Origin of the sequence: Mesorhizobium sp. M0598 (assembly GCF_040320865.1) — a bacterium.
GTDB lineage: Bacteria > Pseudomonadota > Alphaproteobacteria > Rhizobiales > Rhizobiaceae > Mesorhizobium.
In genome coordinates, this window is the sequence record NZ_JAMYQL010000028.1 from 1 (window position 1) to 14,344 (window position 14,344).

A 14,344-nucleotide genomic window follows, 5' to 3' on the forward strand; every position below is an offset into this window, starting at 1 on the left:
CGCGCGCCCCCCCCCCCCCCGCCACCCGCCCCGCTGGGCGCTGCTCGCCCCCCTTCGCCCCCCGCCCCGTCGGAGGCGTCTGGGTTCCCCCCTCGCCGCGCTTTCCCCCCCCCCCCCGCCGGTCTGGGTCCATGGCGACGTCGCCTCGGGCAATCTGCTCGTCGAAGATGGCAAACTCTACGCGGTCGTCGATTTCGGTAGTTCGGCTATCGGCGATCCTGCCTGTGATCTGGTGATCGCGTGGACGGAATTTTACGGCGAGAGCCGTCAGGCGTTCCGCGACGCCATTGCCCTTGACGAGCACAGCTGGGCGCGCGCACGGGGCTGGGCGTTGTGGAAGGCGCTGATCGTCGCTTCGGGACATGACGGCAACCAGCGCGAGGCGGAAAAATCGTGGCGGGTCATCGATGAGGTGCTGGCGGATCACACAAACAGTCAAAGCGGGAAGGCTAATTCAGTCTGAACGCGTCCCGCTCTAGTAACGAAAGCATTACTGCCCGCCCATCTCCTTCCTGAACGTATCGAAATCGACCTGCATGCCGTTGAAGATGGTGCTCCAATGGCGGGTCAGCGCTGAAACGGCGACCGCCTCCTGGATCTCCTCGTCGGTGGCGCCGGCGCGCTTGGCGTCCTGCGTGTCCGACCAGATACAGTAGTTGCACGGGATTTGCGCCGCCACCGCCAGGGAGATCAGCGACTTGACCTTCGGCGGCAGCGCCGTCTTGTCGCTGAGCTGGATGGCCTTGACCTCGGCCCATGCACCGGGCAGACCGGCTTTCGGGAACTGCTTTACGAAACCGGGCACCCCGCCCATGGTCGACTGGATGTCCTTGACGGTCGCGTCATACTCATCGGCATAAGAAGGAGCTGCAGCCAGCGTCAGCACACAGGTGGCGGCGAGCAGGCAGGCGCGGCGGATGGAAGAATGCGTTGATGAAAGAGTACGATAGGCAGACATGACATTCTCCTCTGGCGTTTGTTGGCCTTACGGTGTAAGGTCACGTCGAAAATGAACCTTACAGCGTAAGTTGTCAAGCGGCACCATGGACACATCGATCAAAAAAAAGCGACCGCGCGGCCGGCTGTCTCGCGAGATGATCGAGGATGCGGCTTTGAAGGTGATCGAGAGCGAGGGCCTCGCCGGGTTTTCGATGCGCAAGCTGGCGGCAGAACTCGGCTGCGAAGCCATGAGCATCTATCACCACTTTCCTTCGGTGGCGCATCTCTTCGAAGCCTTGGTGGATCGGCTGATCGGCTCCCTCGAAATGCCCGACGCGGACCTCCCTTGGCGACAAAGGTTACGCATTGCCGTGCAGGATTTCCGCCGCGTCGCGCGTGAGCACCCGGCCTTTGCCACGTTCCTTGTAACCTACCGGATGAATTCGCCGACCTGTCTCACTTGGCTGAACGGCATCCTTGGCCTGTTCGAGGCCGGCGGCTTCGGACCGGAACTGGGCGCGCGGCTGTTCCGCACCACCGGCTATTATCTGATGGGTGCCATCCTCGACGAGACTGCCGGCTATGCAACAGGACCTTCGGCCGTGACCATCGTCAGCGACGAGCAACTGGCGCAGGATTTTCCAAAAGTAGCTGCGGCCGGGCGTTATTTCGGCACCGCCGAATTCGACCGGACGTTTGATCTTGGCCTTGACATGCTCCTGGACGAAATGGAGAACGCCCGCGACTGCGCCAGCGCGCCGAACACCGGGTCTTGACGTCATGCGCTCCCTGTTCGCTCTGATACTGCTCATCGGTACCGGCATCGGCGTCGTCTATCCCTGGGCGATGACCAATTTCTCCGGCCGTGAGATCGGCACCTGGCGGGTTTACGACCAGGGCCGGTTCAAGCCGGTGACCGTGCCCCTGAGCGCACGCGACGGGCCGCTACGCGTGCTGGTCGACCTTACGGCAAGAGCCGAGCGCATCGTCTCGCAGCAGCGCACCGTGTTGACCCTCACTGCCGCCACCGGCGGCAGGACGGTGCTCGCCTCGACGCTGCAGTTCAATCACTCCGACAATCCGCGCCAGGTCAGCCCGCAACTGCCGGACAGGATCTTTCGCGACGAGGCCGGCCTGATCCCGACCGTTACCCCTGGTTCCTACATCTTCACCGTCGGTCCGGGCGACGCCGAAGGCATCCCGATGCGGGCCGTCGATCTCGTCCTGCGCTCGGGTGCCGGCGAGGTCGACCGCCGGGCCCGGCCGGTCGGTTTTTCCCTGATGGCGGCCGGCCTGGTCGGGCTGGTGCTGGCATTCCGTTTCGGCGGCCGCCGGCCGGAAAATCCGAACTCGCAGCCGCCACCGCCGCGCTGGGGTAGGGGCTCCAATTGAACTATCGCCACGCCTACCATGCCGGGAACTTCGCCGATGTCGTCAAGCATGTCGTGCTCAGTCGGCTGATCGAATATCTGAAGCAGAAGGACAAGGCGTTTCGGGTCATCGACACCCATGCCGGCATCGGCCGCTACGATCTGTCCTCGACCGAAGCGCAAAAGACTGGCGAATGGCAAGGCGGCATCGGCCGGCTGGTCGACGCCGCACTCGATGCGCCGGCGGTGGCGCTGCTGGCGCCGTATCTTGAAGCCGTACGTTCGCTCAATCCGGACGGCGGCGTGAAAAAATATCCGGGTTCGCCGTTGATCGCCCGGCACCTGATGCGCAAGCAGGACCGGCTGTCGGCGGTCGAACTGCACCCTAAGGATGCCGCCAGGCTGAAGGTGCTGTTCGACGGCGACTTCCAGACCCGGGTGATCGAGCTCGACGGCTGGCTGGCGCTCGGCGCGCATCTGCCGCCAAAGGAAAAGCGCGGCCTCGTGCTCATCGATCCGCCTTTCGAGGAAGAGGGCGAGTTCGGTCGCTTGGTCGACGGGCTGCAAAGAGCCCATCGGCGCTGGCCAGGCGGCATTTACGCGCTGTGGTATCCGCTCAAGGACCGCAGGGCGGTCGCCGCCTTCCGCAAGGCGCTGAAGCAGACGGGCATTTCGAAGCTGCTCGACATCGGTTTTGAGATCAGGCCGGACGCCGTCGAGCCGAGCCTCGACGGCTGCGGCATGGTGGTGGTCAATCCGCCCTTCACGCTGGAAGGCGAGTTACGGACGCTGCTGCCGGCGCTGCACCGGCTGCTTGCACTTGAGCAGCGGTCGCATTGGACGCTGGACTGGCTGGCGGGAGAGTAGTTTGAGGCGCGGCCCTGCCGTTCCGTCAGCGCAACCATCGTCACCACAACCACGGTCGCTACAACCGCTTGACCGCGCGTCAGCGAATCCGCACAGTGCACGCAGTCGACCTTGAGAGGCTGCCATGACTCGCTTCGCCCAATCCGCCCTTGCCGCACTGCTCGCCTTTTGCACGCCGCTGGCCGCGCCTCTTGGCGTCACCCAGGCAGTCCAGGCGGCCGACCTTGCAATCTATACCGACGAGGATAGCGGCGTCTGCGGCGAGGCCTGGGTGCTGAACAAGATCACCGACCGCTTCTCCTATCAGGTGCATCACGTGCCGCATCTGCCGGATGTGCAGATCGTCGACTTCCAGCGCATCCACCAGCATCGCTATCTGCCGGCCGACGACACCTGGCCGATCGGCCGCCGTTATTGCGGCGCCACCGTCAGCCTCTCCGACGGCGGCGCTCGCACCATCTGGTACCTGATCGAGGAAGGCCAGGGTTTTGCCTCGATCGGCGACAATGTCGAATTCTGCGTCTCGGGCTTCGACCGCTGGATGGTCTACAACGGCCGCTGCCGCGTCCTGCGCTGATCGCGCACTCGCTGATTCCGACTTTTTAGCACCGGCCACCTGATCGACCGTCACCGTTTCCATGCGGCGCAGCATTCGCGGGAAGCGCGATCTGCTGTCACGAGTTTGCGGGGAAACAGCACCACATGGATTCGCTTGTTTATACTGTTGCTCTCGGCGCGGTCGTTGCTGGCTTCGTCCAGGGGCTTTCAGGGTTCGCTTTCAGCCTGGTTGCCATGTCGATTTGGGTTTGGACCGTGGAGCCCCAGCTTGCTGCTGCCATGGCGGTCTTTGGGGCGCTCACCGGTCAGATCATCGCTGCGGTCACCGTCCGCCGGGGTTTTGATCTCAGGCTTCTGCTGCCCTTCGTGATCGGCGGGACCATAGGGATTCCGGTCGGTGTCGCCATCCTGCCCTTGCTGGATGTGCAGTTGTTCAAGCTGGTCTTCGGCGCGCTGCTGGTCGTTTGGTGTCCCTTGATGCTCTTTGCGCGTCGCCTCCCTTCCATCACGGTCGGGGGTCCTGTTGCAGACGGTGCAATAGGTCTGGTCGGCGGCATCATGGGTGGACTTGGCGGCTTCACCGGCCCGGTTCCAACGCTGTGGTGCGTGCTGCGCCAATGGGAAAAGGACAGGCAGCGTATTGTCATCCAGAATTTCAACCTTGTGACCCTCTCCATGACGATGGCCGCCTATCTTGCGGCCGGAAAGATCAAGCTCGAAATGCTGCCGATGTTTGCCGTCGTCGCGCCGGCGATGTTGATACCGACACTCCTTGGCGCGAGACTCTACATCGGCGTTAGCGAGGCGACTTTTCGAAAGATCGTCCTCACACTCTTGGCCGCATCAGGTGCGGCATTGTTGGCATCGTCCTTGCCGCACCTCATAAGCCGGGTTTGAACGACACATCAAAATCCCGACTTCCGCCGTGCCATGCGCTATCGACCGATGCGGCCTGCTCCCGATAGGTAGGCGCAGATCAGTTCGACGAGTTGCTTTTGCAGCTCCGGCGCGGCGAGCATGTTCCGGCGGGCTGCGTTGTGGATCACACCTTCGATCGCCGATGACAGCACGCGCGCCACGGTCTCCATGTCGGCGCCTTTCCTTGGTTTGCGATAAGTGGCGACGGCGGTCGCGTAGTGGTTCAGGTATTGTGCCTGGAACGAAGCATGGGCGGCCCTGGAGCCGCGATCGCCCGGCGCCTCGTCGAGCAGCACCTGATGTAGTGTCGGGTGAATGCTGTGCGCGGCGATCATGCCGCGCACCAGCTCCTGCGCGAATTTCCTGAGCGGCTTTTGGTCTTCCGCCGAATCGCGAATGACCGACAGCACATGATCGAAGTGACGGCGCCGGACGGCAGCGAGCAGGGAAAGCTTGTCGGGAAAATACTGGTAGAGCGTGCCGATGCTTACACCTGCTGTCTCGGCAACCTTGTTGGTGGTGAAGCCGGCCCACCCCAGCCCGCTCAGAACATGAGCCGCCGCCTCGATGATCGCCTCGACGGTTGCCCTGGAACGCGCCTGACGCGGCTGTTTGCGCATGCGCGGATGCGGTTTTGCAATGCGAGTAGACACGTTCGCCCATTCTCCTGAAAATATAAACAACATACTCGCATTTCCGGAAAAGGACACCGACCATGAATGCGCTCGCTCTGCTTCGCAGCCTGTTTGCCTATCAGGCCTGGGCCAATGACGAACTGCTGGACAAGCTCGCGAGTCTCGACTCGCATGTTCACGGCAAGGAACGGCAGGCCGTGATACGGCTCGTCGATCACAGCCATGTGGTGTCGCGGATATTCTCGGCGCACCTGGTTGACGCAAGCCATGGCTACTCCGCCGACACCACCGAGGACACGCCGGCGTTCGACGAACTTCGCGCCGCGGTCGCAGCGACCGATCGCTGGTATCTCGATTATCTCGAAACCGTTTCGTCGCGGCAGCTGTCCGAGCCCGTCGCATTCGTGTTCACCGACGGGGATAAGGCATTGATGTCGCGACAGGAAATGCTGACCCACGTTGTACTGCACGGCGGCTATCATCGCGGTGAAGCGGGGCGCATCCTGGCGCAGATTTCGGTCATGCCGCCATGGGATACCTTCGCCGTCCATCTCCACAGGGCCGAGCCTTCGCGCCGGCTGCAGATAAGCCGTGAACCGCTCGGCGCCTGAACGGCCGAGCGCTTTCGATCACGGTCGGCTCGACCGGATCTATCGAACGATATCCTGTCCTTTAGAAATGCGAGCTATCTGCTTACTTTCATCGCGTCGTGCAAGATAGTGCAACGGCGTGCTCGTCGCGTTGCTTCCTACTTACCTGTAGTTTATCGTTTCGGACAAGACGAGGCGGGCGACCGCCTTCGCTCTTGACAATGTTCGCGCCGAGCGTCGGACGTTGAAGCGCAAAGCAGGTCAAAAAGGTCCTGAGCTTGACGAGAAGACCGGTCGAGATAGAGCGACCAGAATTTCTGTCGCAGAACTTCGCTGCGGGACACAAAGATTCGCAGCCGATTTTTGCGCGGGTAAAATGGTCGCGCGCTCGCCGTAACCAAAACTTAAGCTGCAAAAATCATTCTAATGCTTCGCTGGCTAGCAAGCCGCGAGTCAGATATGCAATGCGCGCCGGGTCAATAACGGCCGTCGGCACAACGGAAGGGGCATGATATGGCTAAGCAGTCATCCAAAGCGCCGGCATCCAAGGCACCGGCAAAGTCACCGGCAAAGAAAGCACCGGCAAAAGCAGCCGCGGCAAAGGCCGCAAGTGCTGTGAAGAAAGCAGCACCCGCTGCCAAAGCGAAAGCCGCCGCGCCTAAGGCAAAAGCAGCGCCGGCCAAAAAGCCGGCCGCCAAGGCCGCGGCAAAACCGGCCGTGAAGAAAGCAGCACCTGCCAAGGCGAAAGCAGCACCGGCCAAGGCCAAGGCTGCACCGGCCGAGAAGGCCGCACCGGCCAAGAAGCCGGCTGCAAAGGCCGTGGCGAAGCCCGCTGCGAAGAAGGCAGCACCGGCAAAGGCAGCCGCTGCCAAATCTTCTGCGGCGGTGAAGAAAGCAGCGCCCGCGGCCAAGCCGAAGGCAACGACGCCCGCACAGGCGAAGGCCAAGAAGTAGTCGCGGTCCTGCTGTCGCCGGGGACAGTACTCAAGACAGCCAGGGCGGGATGCCTAATAGGCGCCTCGCTTGCTGGTTGACAGTCGGGCAGGATCAGAAAGAGGCGGGAGGAAGACGTCTTTTCGCAGCTCCCAGGACTTCGCCATGCGGCGAAGTCCGGTGGGATTTTCGTGGCTGCCAAAACCAACCTTCGGTGCAAGGCCGAGTTGGTAGTTGCTCGGATCTGGATTGTCCGACCTGCTCGCGTCTGCCGCCGCACCTCCGGCTCATCGCATCCGAACGCGAGACTATGGCTGCACGCTGGCGGCGCGGTTTTCCGCCTCTGGCCGTTGATGAACCCTGCATGATCGGTCAACAGTGCCACGCACGAGCCCCTGTCGGAATCGGGTCATGCGCGAAGTCACAATGCTACCGCGTCCTTTTGCGCGTCCAATAGGACGTATGGAGCTGTAGCCGGCAAACAGGAATCGACAATGCCCAGACTGCTCTACGCGTCTACTTCCCCCTACAGCTCCAAAGTGCGCATGGCAGCACTTCATGCCGGCATTGCGATCGATCTCGTGCCGATAAAGACCGAGGAAAGGCCGGCCGAACTGATCGGCGCCAATCCGCTCGGCAAGATCCCGGTGCTGGTGCTCGATGACGGCCGCTCGGTCCACGACAGCCGCGCCATCACCCAGCATCTCAACCGGATGTCGAAGAACGCATTGTTTCCGCGCAATCCCGACAAGCGCCTTGAGGCGGAGGTGCTGGAGGCATTGGCCGATGGCATCTGCGACTGCGCGCTGTCGATGGTCTATGAGCGGCGCACGCGGCCGGAAGAGATGGTCTACCAGCCTTGGCTCGAGCGCCAGTGGACGAAGATTTCGGACGCGCTCGATCTGCTCAACGCGAACCCGCCGAAGCTGCCGAAGAAAATCACCCTCGGCCAGATCGCATTGCGCGCCTGCCTCGGCTATCTCTCGCTGCGCTTCGCTGGAAAATGGGAAAAGGGCCGCGGCCGGCTGACGCGTTGGGCGGCACGCTTCGACGAGAAATTCCCGGAGCTGAAGCCCGCCATCCCGGCTTGAGGGCGGGCGGCCTCAAGCGGTGCCACAAAAAAAGCCGGGCGCGAGGCCCGGCTTTTTCGTGTCGTGGCTTGGACGACTTAGAACTTCATACCGACGCCGAAGGTGACGCGATTGTCGGTCGACTTGACCTTGCCGATACCGTCGAAGTCCTTCCTGCCGAAGTCCGTGTAACGATACTCGACACGGCCGAACACATTGTCGGTGATCTTGATGTCGGTACCCACGCCGGCTGTCCAGCCAAACTGCGTGTTGGTGTCGCTTACGCCGGCAGCTTCAATCTTCTGGTTCTTCAGCGCGCCACCGGCGGTGCCGTAGAGCAGGATGTCCGGGGTGACAGCGTAGCCGAGGCGGGCACGCAGCGAGCCCTCGAAGCCACCCTTGGCCTCGATGCCGGCATCGTCGCCCTTGACCCCGTTGTAGCCGATATCGGCTTCGGCACCGTAGACGAAGTTCTCCTGCTGCCAGTTATAGCCGCCGAAGACGCCGCCGACAAAACCCTTGGTGTCGACGTCGACGCCAATGTCTTTGGCTTTGGCATGGCCAGCGAAGCCGTAGCCGACGCTCACACCGGCATAGGGACCGGCCCAGGATGCGACCGGAAGTTCTGCGATCGGCGCAGGTGCCGGCGGCTCTTCCTGAACCACGTCCGCGGCATAGGCGGTTCCGCCGAGGGCGAACAGCCCAAATGCCACCGCGAGCGGTCGCGCAAATTTAAGATTGGCTTGCATTGTTCTTTACTCCTTAAGCCACAGGACACAGGCTTGTTTTTTCATGAGCGCCCTCAACCCGTCCGGGGGGTGAAACGGATCCGGCGTTCAACGGTTCCAAATGTCGTGTCGAAATGCGGCTGAAGCGAACCTGAACTTGGGTCATTACCTGGCACGAATGAGGCAGAACCTTGACGTTGCATCTTCGCAACAGCGAATGTCAGCAGGTTCGCCGTGCTGCACTGCACACGGCTTGGTGTAAGGGCTCCAGCGCCCTATATTGCGGGCGGGCTGGCCCGAATTCCGGTCGAGCCAAAACGCCCACCGGCCACTTTGCCACAATCCTGCCCCAGGTGGAAATGGGATTTAACGCTTGGCGGGCCATAATTTGCCGGCGCGATCCCGGCAGGTCGGAATCGGCATCGGATTAAGGATTGACAGATGAGCAAGGTCGCCGCGACGGCACTGGTGACGGGCGGGGCGAAGCGGATCGGCAGGGCGATCGTCGAAGATCTTGCCGCGCATGGTTTTGCCGTAGCCATTCATTGCAATCGCTCGCTGGCCGAGGCGGAGGAACTGGCGGCCCAGATCACCAGTGGTCATTTTGGTCGACATGGCCGGGCCGCAGTGGTTGCTGCTGACCTGACCGACATGGACGCGGTCAGCAACCTTGTCGGCCGCGCTGCGGCGGCGCTCGGGCCGGTGTCGCTGCTGGTCAACAACGCCTCGCTGTTCGAGCACGACAGCGTTGAGGATTTCGAGTGGCCGGCCTGGGATCGCCATTTCGCCATGCATGTCAAGGCGCCGGCGCTGTTGGCACAGACTTTCGCCCGGGCCTTGCCGCAGAACAATGAGGGGCTGATCGTCAACATGATCGACCAGCGCGTCTGGCGGCCGACGCCGCGTTATTTCTCCTATGCGCTGTCGAAGTCGACCTTGTGGGCGGCGACCGAGATGATGGCGCAGGCGCTGGGTCCCCGCATCCGTGTCAACGCCATTGGTCCTGGCCCGACCTTGAAGAACACGCGCCAGCACGACAGCGATTTCGATGCCCAGATTGCCGGGCTGATCCTGAAACGCGGCCCGGAATTGCCGGAATTCGGTGCCACTATCCGTTATCTCTGGGCGGCACGCTCGGTCACCGGCCAGATGATCGCGCTTGACGGCGGCCAGCATCTTGCATGGCAGACGCCCGATGTGACAGGCATGACGGAATGAGCCCCATGGACCAGAAACAAAAAACGCGCGGTGGCGCCGACGACCTGCCGCCCGAAATCGACCTCGAGGACGAGGCGGCCGAGGAGGTCGTCGAGCCTGCAGCCAGCGGTCCGGACGTTACCTTCACCGCCATCGACTGGACCCCGCATGCCGGCGACGCCGACGGCATGGTCGGCGCCGAGGTGATCCAGACGCTGGTAAAGCGGCTGCCCAATGCGCCCGGCGTCTACCGCATGATGAATGCCGCCGGCGACGTGCTCTATGTCGGCAAGGCACGCAGCCTGAAGAAGCGGGTCACCAGCTACGCGCAAGGCCGGTTCCACACCAGCCGTATCGGCCGCATGGTGCGCGAGACATCGACCATGGAGTTCGTCGTCACCCGCACCGAGATCGAAGCGCTGCTGCTTGAAGCCAACCTCATCAAGCGCTTGCGGCCACGCTTCAACGTGCTGATGCGCGACGACAAGTCGTTCCCCTATATCCTGTTGACCGGTGACCATGTCTCGCCCGGTATTTACAAGCACCGCGGCGCGCGCTCGCGCAAGGGCGACTATTTCGGCCCCTTCGCCTCGGCCGGCGCAGTTGGCCGTACCATCAACTCGCTGCAGCGCGCCTTCCTGCTCAGGAGCTGCACCGACTCCTTCTACGAGAACCGCACCCGGCCTTGCCTTTTGTTCCAGATCAAGCGCTGCGCCGGCCCGTGCACCGGCGAAATCTCGCACGGCGACTATGCAAGGCTTGTCGCCGAGGCGAAGGATTTTCTCTCCGGCCGCAGCCAGAAGGTGAAGACCGAGATCTCCGCCGCCATGCAGCAGGCTTCGGAGAACCTCGATTTCGAACGCGCCGCCATCTATCGCGATCGGCTGGCGGCGCTGTCGCATGTGCAGAGCCATCAAGGCATCAATCCGCAGACCGTCGACGAGGCCGATGTCTTCGCCATCCATCAGGAGGGCGGCCAGGTCTGCATCCAGGTGTTCTTCTTCCGCACCGGCCAGAACTGGGGCAACCGCGCCTATTTTCCCAAAGCCGATCCGGCGCTCGAAGCCGGCGAGGTGCTGGGATCGTTCCTGGCGCAGTTCTACGACGACAAGCCGCCGCCGCGCACCATCCTGTTGTCGCATGGCGTCGAGGACCAGGACTTGCTGGCGGAGGCGCTCTCCACCCGCGCCGGCCGCAAGGTGTCGATCTCCGTGCCGCAGCGCGGCGAGAAGAAGGACCTGACCGACAACGCGCTGCAGAACGCGCGCGAGGCGCTCGGCCGGCGGCTCGCCGAAACCTCGACCCAGGCGCGGCTGCTCACTGGCTTTGCCGAGACCTTCGGCCTGGAAAAACCGCCGGTGCGCGTCGAGGTCTATGACAACTCGCACATCATGGGCACCAACGCCGTCGGCGCCATGGTCGTCGCCGGGCCGGAAGGTTTTGTGAAGAACCAGTATCGAAAGTTCAACATCCGCTCGACCGAGATCACGCCGGGTGACGATTTCGGTATGATGCGCGAGGTGATGCAGCGGCGCTTCTCGCGGCTGTTGAAGGAACATGGTGACGCCCCGCAAACCGAGGGCGCGGACGAGGCGAGCCCTACCGAACCGGGCGACGATATCGAGGACGCGGGCGGCTTCCCCGCCTGGCCCGACGTCATCCTCATCGACGGCGGCCAGGGCCAGATGACGGCGGTGCGCAAGATTCTCGCCGATCTCGGCATCGAGGACCGCGTCGTGGCCATCGGCATCGCCAAGGGTCAGGACCGCGATGCCGGCCGCGAACGCTTCTTCGTCAAGGGCAAGGCCCCATTCTCGCTGCCCGTTCGCGATCCGGTGCTCTATTTCGTCCAGCGGCTGCGCGACGAAGTCCATCGCTTCGCCATCGGTTCGCACCGCGCCCGCCGCAAGAAGGAGATGGTCAAGAGCCCGCTCGACGAGATCAGCGGCATCGGCCCCGGCCGCAAGCGCGCGCTGCTGATGCATTTCGGTACGGCCAAGGCCGTCAGCCGCGCCGCCGTCGAGGACCTGGTCAAGGTCGACGGCATTTCCGAGCAGGTGGCGAAATTGGTCTACAATCATTTTCACGAGAGCTAAGACGTATTGCCGACATTTCGGCTGGCTAATCGATTCTGGCCTGTTGACCCCCCACATTCGCTTCTGATTTGACTAAGCAGGCAGAAAGAGTTCCCAAAACATGGCTCAGCGCGCATTCAACCTGCCCAACATGCTCACTTATGCCCGCATCCTGGCGGTGCCGCTGGTGGTGCTGTGCTTCTTCCTGGAAGGGCATCTGAAATCGAGCGACTTCGCGCGCTGGTCGGCGCTCATCATTTTCCTGCTCGCCTCGATCACCGATTACTTCGACGGCTATCTGGCGCGCGCCTGGCAGCAGACCTCCAACATCGGCAAGATGCTCGACCCGATCGCCGACAAGCTGCTGGTCGCCACTTGCCTGCTGCTGCTTGCCGCCGACACCGACCGCCATGCCGGCATCGCCGGCTGGTCGCTATGGGCGGCGATCATCATCCTGTGCCGCGAGATCCTGGTCTCGGGCCTGCGCGAATATCTGGCGGCCTTGAAGGTCTCGGTGCCGGTGACGCAGCTCGCCAAATGGAAGACCACCATCCAGATGATCGCCATTGCTTTCCTGCTGGCGGGACCTGCCGGCGACAAGATCTTCCCGCTGACCACCCAGACCGGGCTGGTGCTGCTGTGGATCGCAGCCCTGGTGACGCTCTACACCGGCTACGACTATTTCCGCGCCGGCCTCAAGCACATCATGGATGAATAAAATGTCGACGAAGCTCATCTATTTCGCCTGGGTGCGCGAGCGGATCGGCAGACCGGAGGAAGAGGTCGAACTGCCGGCCGGCATCGAAACGGTCGCCGACCTGTTGCGCTGGCTGAAATCGCGCGGCGAGGAGTACGAGAACGCGCTGCAATATCCTGACGTGATCCGCGTCGCCATCAACCAGGAACATGTCGAGCACCGCGAGAAGATTGCCGGCGCGCGCGAGATCGCGCTGTTCCCGCCGATGACCGGTGGCTGAACCATGTCCGCGGTGGTGCCGGTCGTGCGCATCCAGGCGGAGGATTTCGACGTCGCCGCCGAGATCGCCAGGCTGACCAGGGGTCGCAACGATATCGGCGCTGTGGTGACCTTCTCCGGCCTTTGCCGCGACGAGCAAGGCAGGCTCTCGGCGCTCGAGCTCGAACATTATCCCGGCATGGCGGAAGCCGAGATATCCCGCATCGCCGGCGAGGCAATCGAGCGCTGGCCGCTGCAGGGGCTCACCGCGATCCATCGCCACGGCAAGATCGCGCCCGGCGAAAACATCGTGCTGGTGGTGGCGGCTTCCGTCCACCGGCAGGCGGCGTTCGAGGCCGCGAATTTCCTGATGGACTATTTGAAATCACGGGCGCCGTTCTGGAAAAAGGAACACCATAGCGACGGTTCCGAGGGCGGCTGGGTCGACGCCAAGGAGGCCGACGACAAGGCGGCGGGCCGCTGGAAGCAGCCGCCGTCCAAATAAATCCCTGGACAGCCATGCCCATACGCCGCCAGCCATTCATTGACCGCATCCTGCGAGACCCTTCGCCGGAAGGGGAGCAGGATCATGCTGGACAGGATCGCCGAGTTCTTCATCTTCGGACTGGTGCCGCTGGCCGTCGGCATCCTGGCCGTCCCGGATCATTCCGCGGCTGCCGAAAAGACCCTCAAGGGCGAGGTGATGTATCGCGAGCGCATCGCGCTGCCGCCCAATGCCGTGCTTTCCGTGCAGCTTGCCGACGTGTCGCTGGCCGACGCGCCGGCCGCAATCATCGGTGAGCGCAAGGTGGTGCCGGCCGGCCAGATGCCGATCAAGTTCGAGATCAGCTTCGACCCGCGGGTGATCCGGCCTGATATGACCTACGCGCTGCAGGCGCGCATCACTGTCGACGACCGGCTGCTGTTCGTCACAGATGCGCGCCACCAGGTCGACCCGCTCAGCGACGCGCCACAGACCATCATGCTGAAAATGGCGGCGCCGAGCGATGCGCCGGCGGCAGCCTCGGTGTTCGGCCAAAGCTGGCTGGTCGAATATATCGACGGTGTCGGCGTGATTGCCGAGCCGCGGGCGACATTCCGGATCAGCGAAGCCGGCAAGGCCGGCGGCAGCGGCCCTTGCAACGTCTATTTCGCCACCGCCAGGGTAGACGGCTCGACGATCGCCATCAGCGACATCGGCTCGACCTTCAAGGCCTGCGCGCCTCAGGTCATGGCCGAGGAAAAGGCGCTGTTCGAGGCGCTGGCCAAGGCGGCATCCTACCACGTCGACGCCGGCAAGCTTGTCATCATTGACAGCGGGGGCCGCGCCATTCTGCGCTTCAACGCCGCGAGCTAGCGCATCACCCAAGCCGACTACTCTCTGCGGCAGCTGCATGCCGATCACGTTGTGTTTCAGCGGGAATAGGCCGGGCAGGGGGCGCGTTAGTTCTTCATAAATGGCGGGTAAGGCAAAAGGGACGTTTGTCCCTTCGTTGAAGCCGCCAGAAT

Annotated in this window: 18 protein-coding genes; 15 read left to right on the top strand and 3 right to left on the bottom strand. The window is 63.0% G+C overall.

Going from position 1 to position 14,344, the window contains the following annotated elements:
• Window positions 1–463, top strand: a 463-nt coding sequence (locus tag NKI59_RS26170; RefSeq protein ID WP_352707779.1) for a phosphotransferase, incomplete at its 5' end; no start/stop codon positions are given.
• Window positions 464–490: 27 nt separating this feature from the next.
• On the opposite strand, the gene NKI59_RS26175 is transcribed toward NKI59_RS26170, so the two are convergent.
• Window positions 491–958 (bottom strand): carboxymuconolactone decarboxylase family protein, encoded by a 468-nt coding sequence (locus NKI59_RS26175; protein WP_352454415.1) that lies wholly within the window; start codon window positions 956–958, stop codon window positions 491–493.
• An 85-nt stretch (window positions 959–1,043) separates the two neighbouring features.
• On the opposite strand from NKI59_RS26175, the gene NKI59_RS26180 reads away from it, so the two are divergent.
• The 5 genes from NKI59_RS26180 (at window position 1,044) to NKI59_RS26200 (ending at window position 4,631) form a co-directional block, all read left to right on the top strand.
• Window positions 1,044–1,715 (top strand): TetR/AcrR family transcriptional regulator, encoded by a 672-nt coding sequence (locus tag NKI59_RS26180; protein ID WP_352707780.1) that lies wholly within the window; start codon window positions 1,044–1,046, stop codon window positions 1,713–1,715.
• A gap of 4 nt (window positions 1,716–1,719) precedes the next feature.
• Window positions 1,720–2,331 carry a hypothetical protein gene (locus NKI59_RS26185; RefSeq protein ID WP_023677686.1) on the top strand — a complete coding sequence of 204 codons (612 nt, stop codon included), beginning with the start codon at window positions 1,720–1,722 and terminating at the stop codon, window positions 2,329–2,331.
• Window positions 2,328–3,176, top strand: coding sequence for a 23S rRNA (adenine(2030)-N(6))-methyltransferase RlmJ (locus NKI59_RS26190; RefSeq protein ID WP_352707781.1), 849 nt, complete (start codon window positions 2,328–2,330; stop codon window positions 3,174–3,176). Before NKI59_RS26185 ends, NKI59_RS26190 begins: the two co-directional genes overlap by 4 nt.
• A gap of 124 nt (window positions 3,177–3,300) precedes the next feature.
• Complete coding sequence (locus tag NKI59_RS26195; protein ID WP_023677684.1) at window positions 3,301–3,753, top strand: hypothetical protein; 453 nt, start codon at window positions 3,301–3,303, stop codon at window positions 3,751–3,753.
• 125 nt (window positions 3,754–3,878) lie between these two features.
• Window positions 3,879–4,631 (top strand): sulfite exporter TauE/SafE family protein, encoded by a 753-nt coding sequence (locus NKI59_RS26200; protein ID WP_352707782.1) that lies wholly within the window; start codon window positions 3,879–3,881, stop codon window positions 4,629–4,631.
• A gap of 38 nt (window positions 4,632–4,669) precedes the next feature.
• Here NKI59_RS26200 and NKI59_RS26205 read toward each other — a convergent pair whose 3' ends face one another.
• Window positions 4,670–5,305, bottom strand: a complete 636-nt coding sequence (locus NKI59_RS26205) for a TetR/AcrR family transcriptional regulator (protein ID WP_502901104.1) — start codon at window positions 5,303–5,305, stop codon at window positions 4,670–4,672.
• Window positions 5,306–5,367: 62 nt separating this feature from the next.
• Here NKI59_RS26205 and NKI59_RS26210 point away from each other — a divergent pair, with 62 nt between their 5' ends.
• From NKI59_RS26210 to NKI59_RS26220, 3 genes are all read left to right on the top strand, one after another.
• The gene (locus tag NKI59_RS26210) at window positions 5,368–5,898 is read left to right on the top strand and encodes a DinB family protein (RefSeq protein ID WP_352707783.1); all 531 of its coding nucleotides are present in this window, start codon (window positions 5,368–5,370) and stop codon (window positions 5,896–5,898) included.
• A 492-nt stretch (window positions 5,899–6,390) separates the two neighbouring features.
• Window positions 6,391–6,831 carry a hypothetical protein gene (locus NKI59_RS26215; RefSeq protein ID WP_352707784.1) on the top strand — a complete coding sequence of 147 codons (441 nt, stop codon included), beginning with the start codon at window positions 6,391–6,393 and terminating at the stop codon, window positions 6,829–6,831.
• Between the two features lie 473 nt (window positions 6,832–7,304).
• Window positions 7,305–7,901: a glutathione S-transferase family protein gene (locus NKI59_RS26220; protein WP_352616663.1), complete on the top strand. Its 597-nt coding sequence runs from the start codon at window positions 7,305–7,307 to the stop codon at window positions 7,899–7,901.
• 77 nt (window positions 7,902–7,978) lie between these two features.
• Here NKI59_RS26220 and NKI59_RS26225 read toward each other — a convergent pair whose 3' ends face one another.
• On the bottom strand, window positions 7,979–8,629 hold the full coding sequence (locus tag NKI59_RS26225; RefSeq protein ID WP_292662341.1) for an outer membrane protein: 651 nt from the start codon (window positions 8,627–8,629) through the stop codon (window positions 7,979–7,981).
• 420 nt (window positions 8,630–9,049) lie between these two features.
• Here NKI59_RS26225 and NKI59_RS26230 point away from each other — a divergent pair, with 420 nt between their 5' ends.
• From NKI59_RS26230 to NKI59_RS26255, 6 genes are all read left to right on the top strand, one after another.
• The gene (locus NKI59_RS26230; protein ID WP_352707785.1) at window positions 9,050–9,826 is read left to right on the top strand and encodes an SDR family oxidoreductase; all 777 of its coding nucleotides are present in this window, start codon (window positions 9,050–9,052) and stop codon (window positions 9,824–9,826) included.
• Window positions 9,823–11,901 carry an excinuclease ABC subunit UvrC gene (uvrC, locus tag NKI59_RS26235; RefSeq protein WP_352707786.1) on the top strand — a complete coding sequence of 693 codons (2,079 nt, stop codon included), beginning with the start codon at window positions 9,823–9,825 and terminating at the stop codon, window positions 11,899–11,901. Before NKI59_RS26230 ends, uvrC begins: the two co-directional genes overlap by 4 nt.
• A gap of 100 nt (window positions 11,902–12,001) precedes the next feature.
• Complete coding sequence (gene pgsA, locus NKI59_RS26240; protein ID WP_352481786.1) at window positions 12,002–12,598, top strand: CDP-diacylglycerol--glycerol-3-phosphate 3-phosphatidyltransferase; 597 nt, start codon at window positions 12,002–12,004, stop codon at window positions 12,596–12,598.
• A 1-nt stretch (window position 12,599) separates the two neighbouring features.
• Window positions 12,600–12,857 (top strand): molybdopterin converting factor subunit 1, encoded by a 258-nt coding sequence (gene moaD / locus NKI59_RS26245; RefSeq protein ID WP_023677674.1) that lies wholly within the window; start codon window positions 12,600–12,602, stop codon window positions 12,855–12,857.
• A gap of 3 nt (window positions 12,858–12,860) precedes the next feature.
• A complete protein-coding gene (locus tag NKI59_RS26250; protein WP_352707787.1) occupies window positions 12,861–13,340 on the top strand; it encodes a molybdenum cofactor biosynthesis protein MoaE in 480 nt (159 codons plus the stop codon).
• A gap of 84 nt (window positions 13,341–13,424) precedes the next feature.
• Window positions 13,425–14,192 (top strand): YbaY family lipoprotein, encoded by a 768-nt coding sequence (locus tag NKI59_RS26255; protein WP_352707788.1) that lies wholly within the window; start codon window positions 13,425–13,427, stop codon window positions 14,190–14,192.
• Window positions 14,193–14,344 lie beyond the last annotated feature (152 nt).

What these genes read in the sequence shown, in the direction of transcription:
- NKI59_RS26175 (WP_352454415.1), bottom strand. Translation starts at nt 958, where the DNA reads ATGTCTGCCTATCGTACTCTTTCATCAACGCATTCTTCCATCCGCCGC.
- NKI59_RS26180 (WP_352707780.1), top strand. Translation starts at nt 1,044, where the DNA reads ATGGACACATCGATCAAAAAAAAGCGACCGCGCGGCCGGCTGTCTCGC.
- NKI59_RS26185 (WP_023677686.1), top strand. Translation starts at nt 1,720, where the DNA reads ATGCGCTCCCTGTTCGCTCTGATACTGCTCATCGGTACCGGCATCGGC.
- NKI59_RS26195 (WP_023677684.1), top strand. Translation starts at nt 3,301, where the DNA reads ATGACTCGCTTCGCCCAATCCGCCCTTGCCGCACTGCTCGCCTTTTGC.
- NKI59_RS26200 (WP_352707782.1), top strand. Translation starts at nt 3,879, where the DNA reads ATGGATTCGCTTGTTTATACTGTTGCTCTCGGCGCGGTCGTTGCTGGC.
- NKI59_RS26210 (WP_352707783.1), top strand. Translation starts at nt 5,368, where the DNA reads ATGAATGCGCTCGCTCTGCTTCGCAGCCTGTTTGCCTATCAGGCCTGG.
- NKI59_RS26215 (WP_352707784.1), top strand. Translation starts at nt 6,391, where the DNA reads ATGGCTAAGCAGTCATCCAAAGCGCCGGCATCCAAGGCACCGGCAAAG.
- NKI59_RS26220 (WP_352616663.1), top strand. Translation starts at nt 7,305, where the DNA reads ATGCCCAGACTGCTCTACGCGTCTACTTCCCCCTACAGCTCCAAAGTG.
- NKI59_RS26225 (WP_292662341.1), bottom strand. Translation starts at nt 8,629, where the DNA reads ATGCAAGCCAATCTTAAATTTGCGCGACCGCTCGCGGTGGCATTTGGG.
- NKI59_RS26230 (WP_352707785.1), top strand. Translation starts at nt 9,050, where the DNA reads ATGAGCAAGGTCGCCGCGACGGCACTGGTGACGGGCGGGGCGAAGCGG.
- uvrC (WP_352707786.1), top strand. Translation starts at nt 9,823, where the DNA reads ATGAGCCCCATGGACCAGAAACAAAAAACGCGCGGTGGCGCCGACGAC.
- pgsA (WP_352481786.1), top strand. Translation starts at nt 12,002, where the DNA reads ATGGCTCAGCGCGCATTCAACCTGCCCAACATGCTCACTTATGCCCGC.
- moaD (WP_023677674.1), top strand. Translation starts at nt 12,600, where the DNA reads ATGTCGACGAAGCTCATCTATTTCGCCTGGGTGCGCGAGCGGATCGGC.
- NKI59_RS26250 (WP_352707787.1), top strand. Translation starts at nt 12,861, where the DNA reads ATGTCCGCGGTGGTGCCGGTCGTGCGCATCCAGGCGGAGGATTTCGAC.
- NKI59_RS26255 (WP_352707788.1), top strand. Translation starts at nt 13,425, where the DNA reads ATGCTGGACAGGATCGCCGAGTTCTTCATCTTCGGACTGGTGCCGCTG.